Genomic DNA, 19,837 nt, shown 5'->3' on the forward strand with positions numbered 1-19,837 from the left:
AAAAACAATTAAATCAACACCTTACAAAATGGTCAAAAAAATAATACTTTCTATAAGTTTATTTACGCTTGCAGTGCTGTCTTTCAGCTGTCAAAACGATAAAAAAAATACCAAAACCGCATCCAAAACTGTAGTAAAACCAGTTTTTATTTCTGAACCCGTACAATTTGACAGTGACGATCCTGCAATCTGGATTAATAAAGCTGATGTTTCAAAAAGTCTGGTTATTGGAACTGATAAAGAAAAAGATGGAGGACTTTATGTATTTGACCTGCAAGGGAAAATACTAAAAGACAAGACTGTGAAAAATCTAAAAAGACCCAATAATGTAGATATTGCTTACGGATTGGTGCTTAACGGAAAACCAACAGATGTTGCCATTACGACAGAAAGATTAGGTCAGGATCTTAGATTTTTTTCAATTCCGGACATGAAACCTGTTGACAACGGAGGAATCAAAGTATTTGAAAACGAAACCGAAGCAGATTACAATGCTCCAATGGGTATAGCTGTTTATACTTCAAAAGATGCAAAAATATATGCTATTGTCGGCCGCAAAACCGGACCTAAAACGGGCGGTTATCTTTATCAATATTTATTAGAGGACAACGGTAATGGAAAAGTAAAAGCCACTTTAGTTCGTAAATTTGGAGAATACAGCGGTAAAAAAGAAATAGAGTCAATTGCTGTTGATAATGAGTTAGGATATGTTTACTATTCTGATGAGCAATTTGGTGTACGCCAGTATTATGCAGATCCAGCCAAAGGAGACGAACAATTATCCTTATTTGGCACAACAGGTTTTGCCGAAGACCACGAAGGTATTTCTATTTATAAACTTACTGATACCACAGGCTATATTTTAGTATCAGACCAAGGGGCTAACCGTTTCCAGATTTTTAGCCGTGAAGGCACAAAAAACAATCCATTTGAGCACAAATATTTAAAGACGATAAATGTTTCAGCCACAGAAAGCGATGGTTCCGAAATAACCAGCATCCCTTTAAATTCGAACTTTAAACATGGTTTGTTTGTAGCAATGAGTACCGATAAAACATTTCATTTTTACCGTTGGGAAGATATCGCTGGTAAAAATTTAAAAATAAAGTAATTTATTGCAGCCGAATTTTTCTATTCAATATATTACTGCCAATAAAAATTGACATTAGTTCTTTTTTACCTTATTGGCAGTAATAATTTGCTGATTTAAATACTTTTAACACAAAAGAAATTAGCGAATTGAAAAACATATGGATTTTTGACCTTAAATTTGTACCAATCAAATTTATCAATCAAAAATCAATCAATCATGTTAAAACAATTTTTTATCCTGTGTTCAGGCGCAGACAAACCGCTGCTGGAAGGGTGCTCCGAAGGCGAACAAACCAAATATGTTGGTATTGGTGCTACCGTTTTTTTTACTGCAGTTATGGCTTTCATAGCCAGTGCTTATGCCCTTTTTACTGTCTTCGATAATGTTATTCCTGCACTTCTTTTTGGATTCGTTTGGGCCTTACTTATTTTTAATCTGGATCGTTTTATTGTTTCCACCATTCGAAAAAGAAACAATTTTTCTAGTGAATTTCTACAAGCGACTCCTCGAATTCTTTTGGCCATTATCATTGCAATCGTAATTTCAAAACCTTTGGAAATTAAAATTTTCGAAAAAGAAATCAATACGGTTTTACTGAAAGAAAAAAACGCAATGGCTTTGAATAATAAAAAAGAAGTCAGCAGTTATTTCAAATCGGATTTGGACAAAAACAAAAACGAAATCAAAAACCTAAAAACCGAAATAGCCAATAAAGAAAAAGAGGTAAATACGCTTTATCAGACTTATATTCAAGAAGCCGAAGGAACTGCAGGAACAAAATTAATGGGCAAAGGTCCCGTGTTTAAAGAAAAAATAGCGAAACACGATTTAGCAAAAAAAGAATTAGATACCATTCAAAAAAACAATTTAGCCAAAATCGCTGTTCTGGAAAAAAGCACCAAAACACTGCAGACAGATTTAGACAAAAAAGTCACCGAGACACAGCCAGTTATTGACGGATTTGACGGTTTGATGGCGCGGATTAACGCTTTGAATAAACTGCCTTGGCTGCCTTCATTTTTTATAATGCTGTTGTTCCTTGCTATTGAAACTTCACCAATTATTGCAAAGTTATTATCTCCAAAAGGGGAATACGATTATAAACTGGAAGATTTAGAAACTGCGCTCAAAGCTACAATCGAACAGGACAAATACCAACGTGAATTGCTGATAAAAACCAGTGCCTCGATGCACGATAAAGTATATGCAGATATCGCTGAGGATAAGAAACTATACGATCTGCAGCGAAAAAACGCAACGGAATTACTGGAACAGCAATCCAATAATTTTGTTGAAAAGCAAATAAAAACTTTATAGATTCTAAAGACAAAAGTCTTAAAGTCAAAAGAAATTAACTTCTGACTTTAAGACTTTCAACATTATGACTTTCGGCTATAAATTACATCTGGCTCAAAATCTCTTTTTTGAAAGCATCATATTCACCCTGCATAATCAATCCGTTATCAAGGAGTTTTTTATAATTCTGCAGTTTTGCAAAAAGTTCGTCCTGCGATAATCCACTGTTAATTTTCTCTCTAGAAGCAGCTGAACTTTCAGCAAAAGGTTCGGCTTGATTAGAAACAACCGGCATAATTTCGGCAAAATCAGTTACTTCTTCCGTTTCCATTTCTTCAATCAGCTCCGATTCCTGAATCAATTCTGGAACATTTTCTTCGTTAATTACTGATGCCGCTGCAGGAGCTGCTGTTCTGTTTTTCAAAATATCCAATTGTTCTTTGGCAAACGTAGCAATTTTTCTAGCTTGAATTTTAGGAATATAATCGATAGAAACCTGAACCTGTGTTTTGGTCGAAAATGAAAATTCAGAACCTAAAATATTTTCCTTCATAAACGTGCCTTCAATTTCGTCCCATGTAAAATCGGTAAAATTCATTGAAAGCCCCATATTTTTAGGCTGACAAATAATAATTCTTTTATTGGTCACCACAATACTATCCGGAAAAACAGTAATAGCTGGTTTTTTCTGAACGGCGATATACCCTACTTCTTCATTTTTCATCAATAAATCATTCAGTTTTGAAGTAATTTTTTCGATGGCTTTTGGATCTTGTTCTTCGTTAAGGAACTTTTTAAGATTATCAATCATAGTATTTTATTTGAAAGTGTCTGATGTTTTTGAACAAAAGTAATGTCTATTTTTCTAATTGCTTCTGCTATTCGGTAAAATATTTTACTCTAGGTCAATAATTTCAGTTTGAATTTTCTTCGTTAAACTTTTAAAAACCAATTCATAGGAATGATCAATTAATTCTTTCAGCAGTGTATTCGGAACATCTTGATTTACGCTAATCGTGTTCCAATGCACTTTGCTCATATGAAAACCGGGCTGTATGGCATCATATTCGGCACGCAGTTCTTGTGCACGCTCAGGATCACATTTCAGATTCATATGCGGATTTCCTTTTTCCCACTGCAATAAAGATGATAGAGCAAACATCTTTCCGCCTACTTTAAATACCAAAGTATCTTCATCAAAAGGGAAATGTTCCGTAACTCCTTTCTTGGAAAGACAATATTCGTAATACGTTTCTAAGTTCATTTATTTTCCAATTTCACCCAAGTGGGTATATTTAAAACCTGTTTCATATTTTAATCCATAACCAAACATCCTGTCCATAGACGAATGCGCAAATAAAATAACACCAATAAGCTCAACCGTTTCATTGGAACAAAAAATACCGACAAGATAAAAAACAATCGCTATGCCTCTGTGATGGGCTAAATTATAACAAAATGCGCCAATTCTATCTCCAAAGAGATAACCTATCATAGAAAAATCAGGTACTAAAATTAAAACCAAGAACCACCACCAAGCATAGTTCAATTGGTTAAAAAAGTAAATACCGAGTACAAACAATCCTAATTCTTCGAGTTTGATAACTGTTTTCATGATACTATTTTTTCCATCATTTTTTCTGGGTGCGCCAAGGCCTTAAAACCAAATTTCTCATATAAAAAATGAGCATCAGATGTAGCCAGACGCCATATTTTTACTTCCTGCAATTGCGGTTCTTTCATCATAGCGTCAATTAAAATCGAAGAATATCCTTTTCCTCTGTGTTCTTCGGCTATAAAAACATCCATTACATAAGCAAAAACGACATAATCAGTGATAACCCTCGCAAAACCAAATTGGACATCGTCCTTATAAATCCCAAAACAAATCGAACTATCAATTGTTTTTTGAACTTCATCAATGGTTCTTCCCGCAGCCCAATAAATATCTTTCAAAAAATCCTGGATAAAAGGAACATTTAATTGTTGTTTATCTGTAGAAACGTAAATCTTACTGTCCATATTTTAAATAAAAATTAAAGTCTTAATTTATAACCGATTTTATTCACTGGCTTGCTGATAAATTTTGGCGCATCAAATCGGTAACCAAAATACAACAATCCAAACGAACCACCATTTGAAACAACCTGGTTTTTACTTTCATTATAAAAACTGGAATTGAAATTAAAGTTGACTCCAAATAGAATTCGATCCGAATTATATCCAAGTCTTAGCCCGCCAGTAAGAGTGGTCAAAAAATAATCATGCTTTTCTTTTTTTTGAATTCCTAATTCATCTGTTGTAGAATTCAGGAATTTTACTCCAAGAGCTGTTGTTAAATTAGGCGCCACATAAAACTTTTTATGAATAATAAAATTATAAAAATAACCAATCCCCACACTTACATCATATTCATTTTGATACGTCTTTAAAATATCAGTTTCCAAAGAAATCTTTTTATAATCATATATTAGTGTTGGGATAAAACTTCCTGCACTTTCTTTTTGCCACTCAGTAAACGATGTGATGCTTTTTAATGAAAAATTGGGATTGAAAATATACGATGTTGACATTCCGTATTTGGTTATTTTTAAATCTGGAAATTGAATATAAGGGGCAATATCAGGTTTCCAATCTGGTAAAAAATCCTGAGTGTTTGCGATATAATATCCTTTGATCCTGCTGTAATCAACCGTCTGAAGCCATTTTCCAAGAAAAAAACGAAAATTATATTCTGAAAATTTAGATTTTCCTTTTACATCTTCATCTTTATTTCCTCCTATAAACTGAGGATAAAATCCGTAACTAAAACCTATAAATTTATAATCTGCAGATAAAAACACTTTGTAATTATTATTGGTTTCCAAATCCAGATTGCCACCATTTTTGTCTTCCAAAATTTGTGAGTCAGTTTGCGTACTAAGATTAGTTCTAATCAAAATCTCATCGGGATAAAACACAAATTTAGAACTGTCTCGTTCTTTTTTTTGACCAAAAACAGTCCCGTTTCCTAAAAGCAAAATAGCAAAAAACAATGCTATTTTAAGCAAATATTGGTTATGGCAACTTCTATATTTCCGTGTTTTCAATCCTTAGATTTTACAAAATAGAATATAAAACAGGCTTGCTTGGACTCGCATCATTTTCAAAAGAAGCGATTTGAAGATTCAACAGATAACTACCGTCTTCGATTTCATCAGGAACAAAAATCATTTCAGTTATCGTACAATCTAATCGCGCATCAGGATTTAAATCATTAACATCTTTTACTTTCCAAAAAGCTTTATGTGCCAATAATTTCCCTTCGTCATGTTCTTTGTCCACACTCGGCAAATCGATCAGCAAATGTTTGATGCCGCTTTCGCGAATGAAATGTGCTGCATCTTCTGCCAGATAAGGCGGATTGGTATTCGAATATTTCAGTGATTTTTTTATTTTGAAATTGGGTAATGTTCGGATAATTATTGCTTCGGGAGTTTTAACGCCTAATGCTTTCTTTATCTGATTTCTCGTTATTACCAAATCTTCTCCCTGCATTTCCGGCACAACCGAAACCAATTCAGCCAAAAAGAAAAACTGCTTCAGCCATTGATTAATGCTGTAAAAATCCCGTGTAATATGACCGAGACATTCAGTATGAGTTCCGTGTCCATGGGGGTTAAAAAAGATATTATTAAAATTGGTCGATGATTTCCCTTCGGAAACCTTACCTATCCAATCGCCAAAAACAACAGGCTCAATTATGGGTTTTTCTAAATACCAAGCAATCGGATTTTCATCAGTATTTGTCAATGGAATTGAAATATCAATGGGTTTTGATAAATCGACTTCAAACGTATTATTGTTATGTTGGATTGATGCTTTCATAGTTATTTAACCGCAAGGGTCGCAAAGATTTACGCAAAGGACGCTAAACTCTAAAAGTTAAAGATTATTGACGACTCTTTTAACTCCATTTTTTATCAATAGAACATTAAAGTTTATAAGTAACCCTAATTTGCAATTTGTTAGTTTCAAATAAGTTAAAAGTTGCGCAAAATGAATATCATTTAACGCGTCCACAGATTTTATCTCTAAAATTAATTTATTTTCGACAATTATATCTAAACGATAACCAACATCTAGTTTAACTTCTTCATAGAATAAAGGTAGTGCTTGCTGTTTTTGAATTTCTAAACCTGATTTTTTTAATTCATAAAACAAACATTCTTGATAAGCACTTTCTAATAGCCCTGGACCCAAAGCTTGATGAACTTTTAAAGCGCAATTAAAAACAATTTTAGATAATTCATTTTCAGTCATAATTTATTTTACCGTAAGGTTCGCAAAGGTTTACACAAAGAATGCGAAACTTAATTTTATATTTTTACTTTAACCAAATATAAGAAAAATATTAAATTACAAAATAAAGTCCCTAGCGCCTTAATCAAAAAACTTGCGCTCCTTGCGTAAACCTTCGCGCACTTTGCGGTTAAGCCCTTATTACGAATTTAAATAAAACAAATCACTCGCAATTCCATCTGTCAGGAATTTTCCTTTTGAAGTTGGTTTCAAAATAGCGTTGTCAATCGAAAGCAAGCCGTCGTTTAGATATTTCTGAGCTTGTTTACGCAAATAGTTTAAATAATCAATTCCAAATTCCGCTTCAATTCTTTCCAAAGAAACACCCCAAATTGTTCGAAGACCCGTCATAATATATTCATTGTAACGGTCGGCGATGGATAAAACTTCTATTTCATTCGGTAATTTATCTTCTTGAATAGATTTTAAATAAAGAGGATTATTGGAAACATTCCAGCTGCGGGAAACTCCGTCATAACTATGAGCAGACGGACCAATTCCAATATACTTTTTCCCCAGCCAATAAGCCGAATTGTTCTTCGAAAAATAATTTTCTTTTCCGAAATTAGACAGCTCATAATGAATAAAATCATTTGCTTCCAATGTCTCGACTAAAATTGCAAAATGTTCCTGAGCCGATTCATCGTTAGGTTTTGCTATTTTTCCAGTTTGAATGAGTTTGTTCAAAGCTGTTTTGGGTTCGACCGTTAGAGCATAACTTGATATGTGCGGTATTCCAAAACTCAAAGCGGTTTCGATATTTTGTTTCCATCTTTCGTTACTCATCCCCGGAATTCCATAAATCAAATCCAATGAGATATTATCGAAATATTGAGTTGCAAATTCTAAACATTCTTTGGCTTCCGCCGAATTATGAGCGCGATTCATCATTTTCAAATCATCTTCGAAGAAAGACTGGATTCCGATGCTTAGCCGATTAATTGAAGTCTTGGATAATTCGATTATTCGATCTCTTGATAAATCATCGGGATTGGCTTCTAGAGTGATTTCGGGATTCTCAGAAACTCTGTAGTGAGCAGATACTTCTGAAATCAAAAATCTAATATCTGAAATCTGCAATACTGAAGGTGTTCCTCCGCCGAAATAAATAGTTTCTACCACTTCGTTCTCAAACTCATTTTTACGCATTCGGATTTCTTTGGCAATAGCCAAAACCATTTCATCTTTTTTCTTCATCGAAGTCGAAAAATGAAAATCGCAGTAATGACAAGCCTGCTTGCAGAATGGTATGTGTATATAGATTCCTGACATAATAAAAAAAGAGCAAGTTAAATCTTGCTCTTTAATAATTAGCATTAATCTCCGATAAAATTAAAAATATCTTTAATTTCTCTTCAGAGATTAATTTTATATTTAGGTATATTGTTATTTATCTCCCTTCTTTAAACTTTCCATTTGTAATGACAATTTTTGAATTATTAACAGGATTAGTTGCTGTCAAACTAAAAGTCCCCTCCACATAAACATCATTTACAGTAGTGTAAGTTATAGTGCCTGAAACATTATAAACTACATATTCATGTGTTGCTAAATCAAATTTCATAAAAGAAATTCTGTTGTAAGAAGCATTGCTTGTAAAAGGGAATGTACCCGTTTTAACATCAGCTTTTGGAAAAACAATTCCTAAACTATATTCTCCATCATTCTCCACATTAAGTGTTGTAATTTTGTCAAAACCTATCAATTCAGTAGAACTGTCAAGTGACATACCATGCCAGTCTTTGCCATCCAACTTTGCAAAAGTTCCCAATCCGGGAATATCAGCAGTCAAATCTTTATAAGAAACGGTAAACGCACCGCTTACTGGAATGAATTTTGTTGGATCTGTAATATAATTTGCCTCGTAATCGTATCCATGTTCATATAATTTACCCGAAAATTTTACTTTTACCGTTTTATTGGCTGTATTAAGTTCCTCTAAAGTAAAAGTAAAAGTATTTGAGGTAAAAACATCTGAAACTTCATGCTTAACTACAGAACTTGTTACTGAAATACCATCAGTAAATCCTTCGTACAAGTTCCCATAAACATTAAATACAAAATTAACTCCAATTCCGTCAGATGTTACACCTTCAACTTGTATATAATCATCTATTTTTTTCGCTTCCCATGAACTTACTTTTTTTGTTTCGTTATTATAAACTAAGTCAAAAGATCCGCCTGTTGATTGATTATTATTGTCATTACTATCATCTCCCGAAGAACATGATGTGATAAGAACTGTAAATAGAATAAAAGCAATAAATTTAATTTTAATCATTATTTAAAAAGGTTAAGTTATTTTTTACAAATATACTTATTTTTTTACTCTATCTTCATTCAGTTTCACAAAAGCATCCCAGCCAGAATAACTTTTTCTTGCAACAATTTTACCCGAATTGAAAAAATGACAAACCGCAGCCGCCAAGCCATCTGTAGAATCCAGATTTTTAGGCAGTTCTTTCAAACCTAATAACTGCTGAAGCATTTTGGCAACTTGTTCTTTGGTAGCATTTCCGTTTCCGGTAATTGCCATTTTTATTTTTTTAGGTTCGTATTCGGTAATTGGAATATCTCTGGAAAGTCCTGCAGCCATTGCTACGCCCTGCGCTCTTCCTAATTTTAACATGGATTGTACGTTCTTGCCAAAGAAAGGAGCTTCAATCGCTATTTCGTCTGGATTGTGGGTTTCGATTAACTCGATGGTGCGCTCAAAAATGATTCGAAGTTTTTGGTAATGATTGTCGTATTTGGACAACTGCAGTTCGTTGAGCTGCAAGAACTCCATTTTCTTATTGACAACTTTTATCAATCCGAAACCCATAATCGTGGTTCCGGGGTCTATTCCTAATATAATGCGTTCTTTTGTCAAAGTTTGTTTTATTTAGCCGAATTGCTTTCCATTTCTTCGAGCATCTTAATTATTTTATCCAATTTTTCGACTTCGATTTTATCCAATCGAATTGCCAGTGCTTCAATTTCGAGTTTTGCATCAACATTAGTCTGATAATCCGATTGCGCCTGAATCCTGTCTCTTTCGCTCTGTCTGTTTTGCGACATCATGATAATCGGTGCAGCATAAGCAGCCTGAGTCGAGAAAAGAAGATTCAGTAATATAAAAGGATATGCATCCCAATGATACACATAACCAACGAGGTTCAATCCCATCCAAATCATCACAAAAATGGTCTGAAGAATAATAAACTTCCAAGATCCCATTCCCTTGGCCACCCAATCGGCCAAACGGCTCCCAAAGCCTAATGCTTCATGGTGTTTTTCGTGCCACGTTTTGTTGTTCCTCATTTCTTTTTAGTATTAGATTTACGAATCTCTGTTTGACTTTATGCTATCTTGTATAATAGTTTTTCCTTTACTTTGCGGTATGATTTCAATACCACACAAAGCTAAACAATTCCTCGTACTTCTAGTCAAACTTTTGATTGTAGGCGGTGCCTTTTATTTTATTTACAATCAGCTGGCGAACAATGACAAACTGAACTGGCAAAAATTCTTAGTGCTGTTTCATAAGAATCAGTCAGTTTCCGGAATCAGTTTTATTTTGCTTCTGAGTGTTTTGAACCGCTTATTTGAAATTTTAAAATGGAAATATTTAGTTTCTTATCTCCGTCCTATTTCTTTGGGCGAAGCGACCAAACAAGTTCTCGCAGGACTCACAGCGGGTCTGTTTACGCCAAACGGTGTGGGTGAATACGCAGGAAAGGCATTGTATTTTGACAAAAAGGAAACCAAAAAAATAGTGTTTCTAAACCTGATCTGTAACGGAATACAGATGATACTAACTATTATTTTTGGAGTTTTTGGACTGCTTTATTTCAATGCGCAATACAATGTGATCACTCAAAAATCTATTGCTATCCTTTTTGGAATTTGCTTTTTACTTTCTGTCGCTTTATTTTTTTCGAAAAAAGTAAATATCAAAGGCTATTCCATTGAAAAACTGATCCATAAAATTAATGAAATCCCAAAATCGATTCATCAAAAGAATATGCTTTTGGCTATTTTACGCTATTTGGTTTTCTCCCATCAATACTATTTTTTGTTTCTCGCTTTTGATGTGGATTTGCCATACCTCATTTTGATGTCGGTTATAACGAGCGTTTACTTTCTGGCTTCGGCATTGCCTACTTTCCAGTTTTTGGATTTTGCCGTAAAAGGAAGCGTAGCCGTGTATTTCTTCGGAATATTGGGTGTAAACGAATGGGTGGTTGTCTTTGTCTCCACGCTGATGTGGTTTCTGAACGTGGTTTTACCCGTTATTTGGGGAAGCTATTATGTGTTGAATTTTAAAACAAAAACAGAGCAATGATTTTGTTTTTATTTGGCATAGCAATCCTTTATATGCTGACCATTAGCTTGCTCATTTATGGTTTTACCAAAATAAATCAATTTGAATATATTGGCTTGGCTCCAAAAACCAGCTTTAGTATTATTGTTCCTTTCAGAAATGAAGAAGAGAATTTGCCGATTCTATTGGAAAGTATTTCAAAATTGAATTATCCGACGGATTTGTTTGAAGTGATTTTGGTCGATGATGCTTCTGATTTTAGATTTAAGAATTTAGATTTAAGATTTAAGATTTCCTTAATTGATAACATTCGTGTCTCAAATTCTCCCAAGAAAGATGCCATTGCAACGGCTATGGAAATCGTAAAAACCGATTGGGTTATCACCACAGATGCGGATTGTGTGGTTAACAAAAATTGGTTATTGGCATTGGACAATTTCATTCAGCTGCATCATGTTTCAATGATTGCGGGGGCGGTTACTTACGATTGTCAAAATTCTTTTTTACACCATTTTCAGCAATTGGATTTGGCTAGTCTGCAAGGCGCAACTATTGGCAGTTTTGGGATCGACAAAGGGTTTATGTGCAATGGAGCCAATTTTGCCTATACCAAATCATTTTTTAAAAAGTTAAACGGCTTTGAAGGCAATAATTCAATTGCGAGTGGTGATGATGTTTTTTTATTACAGAAGGCCGTAGCCGAATACCCTGAAAAAGTCGCTTATTTAAAATCGAAAAATACCATCGTTACCACAAAACCCGCCAATGATTGGAAATCGTTGTTCTACCAACGCGTGCGCTGGGCTTCCAAAACCACTTCGTATCAAAGTCTTTTTGGGAAAAGGTTAGGATTAATTGTCTTTTTGATGAATTTCGGATTTGTATATTGTTTTGTGATGACTTTCTTGGGAATGTTTCCTTATTTTTTTATCGGAATGTATTTCCTAATTAAATTTGGAATTGATACTGTGCTAATAAAACAAACAAATAAATTTTTAACGAAACATAAAATTCGCTATTTACTTTTAAGCAGTTTGTGGTATCCGTTTTTCAGTACTGCTGTGGCTTTGTATTCCTTGTTTGGAAAATACGAATGGAAAGGGAGAAGATTTTAGATTTTAGATTGTTTCTCAATATTCTTAATCTTAAACAAATCTTGTCATGAAAATGAATGCTCTAGCCCAGATGGAAACGGCATCCTGTTGTCCCGGGGTTCGGGACAACAGATATAGTGGACAGCTGGAAATAGCTCCTTATCTAAACAATACTCAAGTTGAAAATTTATGATGAAATCTGAATTCTTAAATCTATTCTACTCCACTTTTAAAATTACTGGAAGAATAAACTGAGTTTTTACTGGAATTCCCCTCTTTATTGCCGGATTGATTTTTGGAAAATCCACTAGGCGGACTTTGAGGATACTGTCAATTTTGACTTTATCATAAGCCACAGAATCTTTCGGGAACTGCGGTTCAAATTTCATAGTTGCGTTTGGAAAAACGGTCACTTTTACTTCGATAGTGTCCAGCTCTGGATACAGCATTGCAAGTGTGTCACTGCATAGTTTTTCCTGAATTAACTGAGTCAAAACCTCAAAAAAGCATTGCTGACGCTGCTTTTTATCTTCAATTTTATCACAGTCTACCATTGAGGGATATTCGTCAACTTCTTTCCAATTAATAGCTTTCAATTCCTTTTGCAGTAATTCTTTTTCTGAAGGAATCTGCTTGTCAAAATACTGACAGGAATTAAAAAATATAAAAACTAAAAAAAGGAAATACTGCTTCAAGGCTTGTTTTTTGAATGGGAATACTATTATATAAAAATACAATTATTTTTCTCATATTCGTATATGGAATACACATTGTATTTTCGGTCTCAAAATTACTAAAAATATTTTTATGGATATCCTGCTTTTGATTTTGGGTTTAGTTTGTGTTATTGTGGGTGTTTTTGGAAGTTTTTTACCAGTTTTACCGGGGCCAAGCGTCAGCTGGATCGGAATTGTACTGCTTTATTTTACAAAAGCTGTTCCTGCCAATTACTGGATTTTGGGGATTTCCTTATTGATTACGGTTGTTCTGACCATTTTGGATTATGTTATCCCCGCTAAAGGAACCAAAAAATTTGGCGGAAGTTCTTATGGTATTTGGGGAACCAATATCGGATTGATTGTCGGGATTTTTGCGCCTATTCCGCTGGGATTTATTATCGGACCATTTGTTGGGGCTTTTGCTGGAGAACTTATTTATGATTACAAAGACCATCAGCGTGCTTTGAAAGCGGCTACAGGTTCATTGATAGGCTTTCTGGCTTCGTCTTTTATGAAGTTTGTTGTCTGTATGATGTATCTAGGACTGTTTCTTTGGATTGTGTGGCAGAATAGAGGCGGTTTGTTTTAGGATTGTTTATAATTTCATTACGTAGAGATTCACCACCTATGGTTAAACCTATAAAACAAGAGGCTGTCCAAAAAGTAAGGACAGCCTTTTTTTTGCTGTTTTTAATCTAAAATAGTATCTTAGAATTGCACAAAAAACGAGCAATGGCTAATACCAATTATAATTATAGAATAGCCTGATTTATTCAGGTTGTTTTTTTATCAAAAAAAACAGACTAATTTATAAGTATAATTATATATTTGCTTATGGCATTAGCAAAATTTATACTAGTAAAAGAAAGCGAGCAGGAACTCAAGTCGTTAATGAGAAAACAACCTGTCCATTTAAAAAACCGAATACAGATGTTACTGGTTTTAAAAAAGAGTGAGGTATTATTAAGCAAAGAAGCGCTCTCTAAAATATTAAAAATCAACTATAACACTGCTCAAAAATGGAGAACTGCTTATTCCAAAAACGGAATTTAAGGTTTGTTGCGTGATGGCAGAATTGGTTTTAAACCTTCACTAATCAGTGCTGATTTGCATCAGGCAATTGAAAAACGACTGCATTCGCCTAAAGATACTTTTACCTCATATATTGATTTAATTCAATGGATAACTGATAATTATATGTCGGAAGGTATTAATTATCAGACCCTAAATAGTTATGTAAAAAGACACTTTGGAGCTAAAATAAAAGTGGCTCGAAAAAGTCATGTCAATAAAAATCAAGACGCTTCGGATACTTTTAAAAAAACTTCCCTTTAATTCTTGAAACAGTTTTAAAAAATGCTTCATTTAATTTTTCATCTTTTAATCTTTATGTCCAAGATGAAAGCCGGTTCGGCTTATTCACTAGAAACGGAAAATCGCTAACAGCAAAAGGAGTTAAGCCAATTTGTACTTATCAAAACGTATTCAGATCAACTTATATTTTTGGAGCTTTTTCGCCCTATAATGGCGATAGCTTAGTGATGGAATTGCCTTATTGTAATGGTGATAATTTTCAGATATTTTTAAATGAATTGTCAAAAAATAATCCCCAAGAATTTAAAGTGGTTGTTTTAGACAATGGGGCTTTTCATAAAAGTAAATCTTTGGCAATACCCGATAATATTGCATTGCTTTTTCTTCCCCCTTATTCTCCAGAACTCAATCCAGCAGAACTTGTTTGGCTTAATATGAAAAGGAAAACTACTAACAAAATCTACAAAACAATGGAAGAACTTAAAATTAAATTAGATGAGATAGTCAAAGAATTGATAACTGAAAAGTTTGTTAAAATCTATGCAGTTTTGATTATTTCTTTATTTAAATCAGACTGTTTAATATGTCTAAATGGTATAAGACACAAAAAAATCCGCTCATTACTGAACGGATTTTGAATTATGTTAGATGCGATTTATTTCGAAAGCTCCACAAAATATTTATAGAACAACGGAATGGTTTCGATTCCTTTCAGGAAATTAAAAACGCCAAAATGTTCGTTGGGTGAGTGAATGGCATCACTGTCAAGGCCAAATCCCATAAGGATTGTTTTGCTTTTTAATTCTTTTTCGAATAAAGCAACTATTGGAATACTTCCTCCGGAACGTACAGGAATTGCTGGAATTCCAAAAGTTTCGGTGTATGCTTTGTTGGCTGCCAGATACCCAATACTGTCAATTGGGGTTACATAACCCTGACCGCCGTGATGAGGTGTAACTTTTACAGTAACGCCCGCAGGAGCAATGCTGATAAAGTGTTTGGTAAAAAGTTCTGTGATTTCTTCCCAGTCTTGGTTTGGAACCAGACGCATGGAGATTTTGGCAAAAGCTTTGCTGGCAATAACGGTTTTTGCACCTTCGCCAGTGTAACCGCCCCAAATTCCGTTTACATCCAGCGTTGGTCGGATCGAATTTCGCTCATTGGTTACATAGCCGCTTTCGCCGTAAATATCATTTAGGTCTAATGCTTTTTTGTATTTATCAAGATCAAAAGGAGCCTTGGCCATTTCGGCTCTTTCCTCAAGAGAAAGCTCTTCGACATTGTCATAAAAGCGAGGAATTGTAATATGATTGTTTTCGTCGTGAAGCTGGGCAATCATTTTAGCCAAAACATTAATAGGATTAGCTACTGCGCCACCGTATAGTCCGGAATGCAAGTCGCGGTTAGGACCAGTAACTTCAACTTCCACATAGCTCAAACCGCGAAGTCCAGTTGTAATGGAAGGCTGCTGATTGGAAATCATTCCTGTGTCCGAAATTAGAATGACATCGTTTCTTAGTTTCTTGGTATTGTTTTCTACAAATGTTTTTAGGCTGACGCTTCCAACTTCCTCTTCACCTTCGATCATGAATTTTACGTTGCAAGGTAAAGTGTTGCTTTGTATCATATATTCAAAAGCTTTTACATGCATGTACATCTGACCTTTGTCATCACAGGCACCTCTGGCAAAAATAGCGCCTTCGGGATGGATGTCTGTTTTTTTGATAATAGGTTCAAATGGGGGAGAAGTCCATAATTCTAATGGATCGGCAGGCTGAACATCATAATGGCCGTAAACTAATACTGTAGGGAGATTTGGGTCAATTATTTTCTCTCCATATACAATTGGATAGCCTGTAGTGTCGCAAATTTCGACAAAATCGCATCCTGCGGCCTCTAAACTTGTTTTTACGGCCTCGGCAGTGTCAAGGACATCTTGAGAAAAAGCAGTGTCAGCACTTACAGATGGAATTTTCAATAATTCAATTAACTCGTTGATAAACCGTTCTTTGTGTTTTGTAACATATGATTTTATATCTTCCATTGAATCAGATTTTTTTAAGAATCAAAAATACAAAAAACAGAATTAATAATTTTTTTTAAAAAATTCTTTGAATATTCGAAGTTATGATTATCTTTGCACCCACAATTGAGCGGATATGGTGAAATTGGTAGACATGCCAGACTTAGGATCTGGTGCCGCAAGGCGTGTAGGTTCGAGTCCTATTATCCGCACTAAAAACTTCTCTTCTTGAGAAGTTTTTTTGTTTTCAGCCCTTTCGTGTCTCAATTCCTCTTGCCTTAGTGTAAAAATCTAAATAATAAAGTAACAGCAAAACCAATCTGCTGTTTTTAGATTTTCTTACTTCTGATTTTTTTTAATTGATGAAATTCAGAGTTATGAAAGATATTGCTAAGCGGTTTCCTGAAAATCCTATATTGTTTCCTTCTGAAGTAGTCCCAAGTCGCGAAGGTCTTCAGGTAGTTTGTCTTCTAAATCCTGGTGTGTTCCAGTTTGATGGTAAAATATGGATTATTATCCGCGTTGCTGAAAGACCAGAACAAAAAGATAATGTTGTGTCGTTTCAAGTTCTTACTGAAAGTAGGAATTCAAATTATTGAAATTCCTGAGAATGATCCCGAAATGATTGCCAAAGATGCGAGGGTTGTCAAATATAAAGAAGCTTATTATTTAACTACATTATCGCATTTGCGGTTGGTGTGCAGTGATGATGGGCGAAAATTCTATGAGCCCGAAGGATGTTTTTCATTAAGAGCCTGTTTAAAAATTTAAAATAAATAATTGTTATGGGTTAAAGAAACCGATTGAAATTTGTCTTTTTGTAGTGACCAAACCATAAAAAGATGTATCCAACCGATTTGACAGAAACCCAGTGGCAATTTATAAAAAAGACTTTAGAATTCGATGATAGAAAGCGGAAATATAATTTGAAAATCATTTGGAATGCGATTAATTATCTCGTAAAAACAGGTTGTCAGTGGCGAATGTTACCTAAAGATTTTCCAAAATGGCAATTAGTGTATTATTACTATTGGAAATGGTCAAATTTGGAATGTTTTGATTTATTACTGTCAAAATTGCGAGAAAAAGTCAGGTTTAATAGAGGTCAAAATACAATGCCAAGTCTAGGAATAATGGATAGTCAAAGTGTACGATGGGGAAATAATCGTTCCTTAAATAGTTTTGATGGCAATAAAAAAGTAAAAGGAATTAAACGGCATATTGTGGTTGATAAAAATGGGTTTCTTTTGGCAATAATGGTAACAGTTGCCAATGTCCATGATAGTAAAGCGGCAGATTTACTAATGAGGACGCTTCACTATTTTTTATGTCCTATAAAAGTAATCCTTGCCGATGGTGGTTACAGAGGCGAAGTGATTGAAAACATAAAAAATAAATTTGGCTATATTATTCAAGTGGTAATGCGTTCAGATGATAGAAAAATGGGGTTTAAACCTATACATAAAAGATGGATTGTAGAGAGAACATTCTCTTGGTTTGACAACGACCGAAGATTATGTAGAAATTATGAACTACTTTTTGAAACATCCGAGAATATGGTCAAAATTGCAACTATAAAATTATTATTAAATAAAATTTAAACAGGCTCTAATAGGTGAAGGTTTTTTTGAGTCATTTGGAATTGAGGATTGCCGGTTGTCATATATAGGTGGTGTTTATTATCTGACCTATACAGCTGTATCTCCCAATGGAGTTGGAGTGGGTTTGCGCACAACTTCCGATTGGTTAAATTTTCAGTCCTACGGAATGATACTGCCTCCGCACAATAAAGACTGTACTATTTTTGAAGAAAAAATCAATAATCTTTTTTATGCTCTCCACCGTCCAAGCAGTTTGGAAATTGGCGGGAATTATATATGGCTAGCTTCTTCTCCTGATGGAATTCATTGGGGGAATCATCAGTGTATTCTGCGTACAAGAAGTCGTTTTTGGGACATCGCCCGTATCGGTGCAGGTGCTTCTCCAATAAAAACCGAAAAAGGGTGGCTTGCTATATATCATGGTGCGAATGAAAAGCATCAATATTGTTTGGGTGCTTTTTTTAATGGATTTGGAGGATCCTTCAAGAGTAATAGCGAGAACCGAAGATCCTATTGTGTCGCCAACTGAAAATTATGAACTTGCCGGTTTCTTTGGTAATGTAGTTTTTACCAATGGACATATTCTAAATCCAGATGGTGATACTGTGACTATATATTATGGTGCTTCTGATGAATTTGTTTGTGGTGCCGAATTCTCTATTAAAGAAATCTTTCCTTTCTGCAGTATGATCAATAGCTTCATCCTGCTATTGACTTCCATGTTGATTACCGAATCATGGTTTTTCATGATTTCCGTTTCTATGCTACCGTGTGGACACATCTAAAAACAATTGCCATCCCTCCATTATTGAAGCAAATTTCTGTATTCCGATAGAGAAAGTGGTTATTCCTGGTTTTCTCCCACTTGCATATCCTTTCCATCCACCAAGCCTTGCAATAACCCAAACATATCTTTTTAAATCCTTTTGGATATGAGGATTTTTTAATTTTTCTGTTTTTCCTTCTAATTTTATCATTTGATATTCTAAACATTCAAGTTCTTGATCTGAAAAACAACTTCTCGCTTCTATTTCTTCCTCTGGAATACTATATGCTATTTGCATTAAAAATAGTTTGACAATTGTCTCCATCATCATTAAAGACAATTTTCGAATAGATTTTGCAGAACCTAATTCGCTTGCTTCTATATTAAATCCTTCCTTTTTTAGAATTCTAAAAACCTCTTCTATAATCCATCTACAAGTATACCATTCGATACATTTTAAGGCTGTGTCTAGGTCTAAGACTTTAATGGTTGTTAGTAATCTCCAGCATATTGGATTATCAATGTTATCGCCAATTTCTTTTGCTTCGATGATATATAAATCAAGGCTTTTGGGCGCATTCTTTGAAACTAAATCATTTTTTTGGATAGTTACTTCAGAAAATCTAACTTCTAAGGTAGCTTCCCGTTTGTTTATATTTCTTCTTTTATCACCTTCTAATTCTATCGTATATTTCCCTTTAAGAGGTTCATTGGCTATAAAACTAAACAATTTAACCTTGTTTAGTAGCGTTCTGTTTGCTCTTGCTCTTACCAATAATTCCGTCTTTTGATCTGGAATCATTGCAAATTGCTCATAAATATCACCTTCTCGATCCTGAATGATGATGACTTTTTTTGATTTCTCTAAAACTTCCTTGGATTTTTGGGAAGATTCTATCCATTTATAAGATTCCTTTTCTTCAATTGGAAGCAAATTATAATTCCTTTCCTTTTTTGTAAGTTTCTCTAAAGGCCTGTTCCATATTTTTACATCTGAAAAGCCATACGGAACAAAACTATAAGCATCTATAACGAAACTAGGATGCAGTAAAAATCCAATTCCTCCTTTTGTTGCAGCATTAGTCAATCCTATAAATTCGTCTTTTTTAACTCTGTTTTTATGATTATATAAATTGACCTCACTTGTGTCCTGTATACATAAAACTGTTTTGTCTTGAGCTGAAAAACAGCAGTTTGCTGACATGTTTTTAATTAATTTCGATTCTGAAACTCTTTTGTTCTGCAAGAAACGATAAACTGCTTTACATTCTGAATCGCTTTGTG

Annotated in this window: 26 protein-coding genes and 1 tRNA gene; 13 read left to right on the plus strand and 14 right to left on the minus strand. The window is 34.2% G+C overall.

Annotated features, from left to right (window positions below; translation table 11 throughout):
- The first annotated feature begins 28 nt into the window (after nucleotides 1–28).
- Both OZP07_RS01870 and OZP07_RS01875 read left to right on the plus strand, forming a co-directional pair.
- Nucleotides 29–1,111 carry a phytase gene (locus OZP07_RS01870; RefSeq protein WP_281637086.1) on the plus strand — a complete coding sequence of 361 codons (1,083 nt, stop codon included), beginning with the start codon at nucleotides 29–31 and terminating at the stop codon, nucleotides 1,109–1,111.
- Nucleotides 1,112–1,309: 198 nt separating this feature from the next.
- A complete protein-coding gene (locus tag OZP07_RS01875) occupies nucleotides 1,310–2,410 on the plus strand; it encodes a DUF4407 domain-containing protein (protein WP_194640369.1) in 1,101 nt (366 codons plus the stop codon).
- Between the two features lie 82 nt (nucleotides 2,411–2,492).
- On the opposite strand, the gene OZP07_RS01880 is transcribed toward OZP07_RS01875, so the two are convergent.
- The 11 genes from OZP07_RS01880 to OZP07_RS01930 all read right to left on the minus strand — a co-directional run bounded on the left by OZP07_RS01880 (nucleotide 2,493) and on the right by OZP07_RS01930 (nucleotide 10,033).
- Nucleotides 2,493–3,200 carry a PH domain-containing protein gene (locus OZP07_RS01880; protein WP_281637087.1) on the minus strand — a complete coding sequence of 236 codons (708 nt, stop codon included), beginning with the start codon at nucleotides 3,198–3,200 and terminating at the stop codon, nucleotides 2,493–2,495.
- Between the two features lie 84 nt (nucleotides 3,201–3,284).
- Nucleotides 3,285–3,653 (minus strand): MmcQ/YjbR family DNA-binding protein, encoded by a 369-nt coding sequence (locus tag OZP07_RS01885; protein ID WP_281637088.1) that lies wholly within the window; start codon nucleotides 3,651–3,653, stop codon nucleotides 3,285–3,287.
- The gene (locus OZP07_RS01890) at nucleotides 3,654–4,004 is read right to left on the minus strand and encodes a DUF4260 domain-containing protein (RefSeq protein ID WP_194640372.1); all 351 of its coding nucleotides are present in this window, start codon (nucleotides 4,002–4,004) and stop codon (nucleotides 3,654–3,656) included.
- Nucleotides 4,001–4,411: a GNAT family N-acetyltransferase gene (locus OZP07_RS01895; RefSeq protein ID WP_194640373.1), complete on the minus strand. Its 411-nt coding sequence runs from the start codon at nucleotides 4,409–4,411 to the stop codon at nucleotides 4,001–4,003. The genes OZP07_RS01890 and OZP07_RS01895 overlap by 4 nt, the downstream gene beginning before the upstream one ends.
- Before the next feature lie 14 nt (nucleotides 4,412–4,425).
- Complete coding sequence (locus OZP07_RS01900; protein WP_194640374.1) at nucleotides 4,426–5,478, minus strand: DUF4421 family protein; 1,053 nt, start codon at nucleotides 5,476–5,478, stop codon at nucleotides 4,426–4,428.
- 10 nt (nucleotides 5,479–5,488) lie between these two features.
- On the minus strand, nucleotides 5,489–6,256 hold the full coding sequence (locus OZP07_RS01905) for a cyclase family protein (RefSeq protein ID WP_281637089.1): 768 nt from the start codon (nucleotides 6,254–6,256) through the stop codon (nucleotides 5,489–5,491).
- A 57-nt stretch (nucleotides 6,257–6,313) separates the two neighbouring features.
- Nucleotides 6,314–6,691 (minus strand): GxxExxY protein, encoded by a 378-nt coding sequence (locus OZP07_RS01910; RefSeq protein ID WP_281637090.1) that lies wholly within the window; start codon nucleotides 6,689–6,691, stop codon nucleotides 6,314–6,316.
- A 180-nt stretch (nucleotides 6,692–6,871) separates the two neighbouring features.
- Nucleotides 6,872–8,002: a radical SAM family heme chaperone HemW gene (gene hemW / locus OZP07_RS01915; protein ID WP_281637091.1), complete on the minus strand. Its 1,131-nt coding sequence runs from the start codon at nucleotides 8,000–8,002 to the stop codon at nucleotides 6,872–6,874.
- A 118-nt stretch (nucleotides 8,003–8,120) separates the two neighbouring features.
- Nucleotides 8,121–9,011: a DUF6252 domain-containing protein gene (locus OZP07_RS01920; protein WP_281637092.1), complete on the minus strand. Its 891-nt coding sequence runs from the start codon at nucleotides 9,009–9,011 to the stop codon at nucleotides 8,121–8,123.
- A gap of 36 nt (nucleotides 9,012–9,047) precedes the next feature.
- Nucleotides 9,048–9,602, minus strand: coding sequence for a crossover junction endodeoxyribonuclease RuvC (gene ruvC, locus OZP07_RS01925; protein WP_281637093.1), 555 nt, complete (start codon nucleotides 9,600–9,602; stop codon nucleotides 9,048–9,050).
- An 8-nt stretch (nucleotides 9,603–9,610) separates the two neighbouring features.
- The gene (locus OZP07_RS01930; RefSeq protein ID WP_281637094.1) at nucleotides 9,611–10,033 is read right to left on the minus strand and encodes a DUF1003 domain-containing protein; all 423 of its coding nucleotides are present in this window, start codon (nucleotides 10,031–10,033) and stop codon (nucleotides 9,611–9,613) included.
- Between the two features lie 79 nt (nucleotides 10,034–10,112).
- Here OZP07_RS01930 and OZP07_RS01935 point away from each other — a divergent pair, with 79 nt between their 5' ends.
- Both OZP07_RS01935 and OZP07_RS01940 read left to right on the plus strand, forming a co-directional pair.
- Nucleotides 10,113–11,057 (plus strand): lysylphosphatidylglycerol synthase transmembrane domain-containing protein, encoded by a 945-nt coding sequence (locus tag OZP07_RS01935; protein WP_281637095.1) that lies wholly within the window; start codon nucleotides 10,113–10,115, stop codon nucleotides 11,055–11,057.
- On the plus strand, nucleotides 11,054–12,151 hold the full coding sequence (locus OZP07_RS01940; RefSeq protein ID WP_281637096.1) for a glycosyltransferase family 2 protein: 1,098 nt from the start codon (nucleotides 11,054–11,056) through the stop codon (nucleotides 12,149–12,151). Before OZP07_RS01935 ends, OZP07_RS01940 begins: the two co-directional genes overlap by 4 nt.
- A gap of 197 nt (nucleotides 12,152–12,348) precedes the next feature.
- On the opposite strand, the gene OZP07_RS01945 is transcribed toward OZP07_RS01940, so the two are convergent.
- Nucleotides 12,349–12,825: a hypothetical protein gene (locus OZP07_RS01945; RefSeq protein ID WP_281637097.1), complete on the minus strand. Its 477-nt coding sequence runs from the start codon at nucleotides 12,823–12,825 to the stop codon at nucleotides 12,349–12,351.
- A 112-nt stretch (nucleotides 12,826–12,937) separates the two neighbouring features.
- On the opposite strand from OZP07_RS01945, the gene OZP07_RS01950 reads away from it, so the two are divergent.
- The 4 genes from OZP07_RS01950 to OZP07_RS01965 all read left to right on the plus strand — a co-directional run bounded on the left by OZP07_RS01950 (nucleotide 12,938) and on the right by OZP07_RS01965 (nucleotide 14,801).
- Nucleotides 12,938–13,438, plus strand: coding sequence for a DUF456 domain-containing protein (locus OZP07_RS01950; protein WP_281637098.1), 501 nt, complete (start codon nucleotides 12,938–12,940; stop codon nucleotides 13,436–13,438).
- A gap of 245 nt (nucleotides 13,439–13,683) precedes the next feature.
- Complete coding sequence (locus OZP07_RS01955) at nucleotides 13,684–13,902, plus strand: hypothetical protein (protein WP_281637099.1); 219 nt, start codon at nucleotides 13,684–13,686, stop codon at nucleotides 13,900–13,902.
- Between the two features lie 6 nt (nucleotides 13,903–13,908).
- Entirely contained in the window at nucleotides 13,909–14,184 is a 276-nt protein-coding gene (locus tag OZP07_RS01960; RefSeq protein WP_281637100.1) for a hypothetical protein, read from the plus strand.
- Nucleotides 14,184–14,801: an IS630 family transposase gene (locus OZP07_RS01965; protein ID WP_281638500.1), complete on the plus strand. Its 618-nt coding sequence runs from the start codon at nucleotides 14,184–14,186 to the stop codon at nucleotides 14,799–14,801. The genes OZP07_RS01960 and OZP07_RS01965 overlap by 1 nt, the downstream gene beginning before the upstream one ends.
- 17 nt (nucleotides 14,802–14,818) lie before the next feature.
- Here the strand turns inward: OZP07_RS01965 and OZP07_RS01970 are convergent, their stop codons facing one another.
- Entirely contained in the window at nucleotides 14,819–16,207 is a 1,389-nt protein-coding gene (locus tag OZP07_RS01970; protein WP_281637101.1) for a dipeptidase, read from the minus strand.
- A gap of 109 nt (nucleotides 16,208–16,316) precedes the next feature.
- On the opposite strand from OZP07_RS01970, the gene OZP07_RS01975 reads away from it, so the two are divergent.
- The 5 genes from OZP07_RS01975 to OZP07_RS01995 all read left to right on the plus strand — a co-directional run bounded on the left by OZP07_RS01975 (nucleotide 16,317) and on the right by OZP07_RS01995 (nucleotide 18,572).
- A tRNA-Leu gene (locus OZP07_RS01975) sits at nucleotides 16,317–16,398 on the plus strand.
- Nucleotides 16,399–16,563: 165 nt separating this feature from the next.
- Nucleotides 16,564–16,785, plus strand: coding sequence for a hypothetical protein (locus OZP07_RS01980; RefSeq protein ID WP_281637102.1), 222 nt, complete (start codon nucleotides 16,564–16,566; stop codon nucleotides 16,783–16,785).
- A 243-nt stretch (nucleotides 16,786–17,028) separates the two neighbouring features.
- Nucleotides 17,029–17,787, plus strand: a complete 759-nt coding sequence (locus OZP07_RS01985) for an IS5 family transposase (protein WP_281636298.1) — start codon at nucleotides 17,029–17,031, stop codon at nucleotides 17,785–17,787.
- A gap of 55 nt (nucleotides 17,788–17,842) precedes the next feature.
- Entirely contained in the window at nucleotides 17,843–18,316 is a 474-nt protein-coding gene (locus OZP07_RS01990; RefSeq protein ID WP_281637103.1) for a glycoside hydrolase family 130 protein, read from the plus strand.
- Nucleotides 18,252–18,572: a glycoside hydrolase family 130 protein gene (locus OZP07_RS01995; RefSeq protein WP_281638501.1), complete on the plus strand. Its 321-nt coding sequence runs from the start codon at nucleotides 18,252–18,254 to the stop codon at nucleotides 18,570–18,572. The genes OZP07_RS01990 and OZP07_RS01995 overlap by 65 nt, the downstream gene beginning before the upstream one ends.
- Here the strand turns inward: OZP07_RS01995 and OZP07_RS02000 are convergent.
- Entirely contained in the window at nucleotides 18,552–19,757 is a 1,206-nt protein-coding gene (locus OZP07_RS02000) for an IS4 family transposase (protein ID WP_281636464.1), read from the minus strand. The genes OZP07_RS01995 and OZP07_RS02000 overlap by 21 nt on opposite strands.
- Between the last annotated feature and the right edge of the window lie 80 nt (nucleotides 19,758–19,837).

Origin of the sequence: Flavobacterium marginilacus (genome assembly GCF_026870155.1) — a bacterium.
GTDB lineage: Bacteria > Bacteroidota > Bacteroidia > Flavobacteriales > Flavobacteriaceae > Flavobacterium > Flavobacterium marginilacus.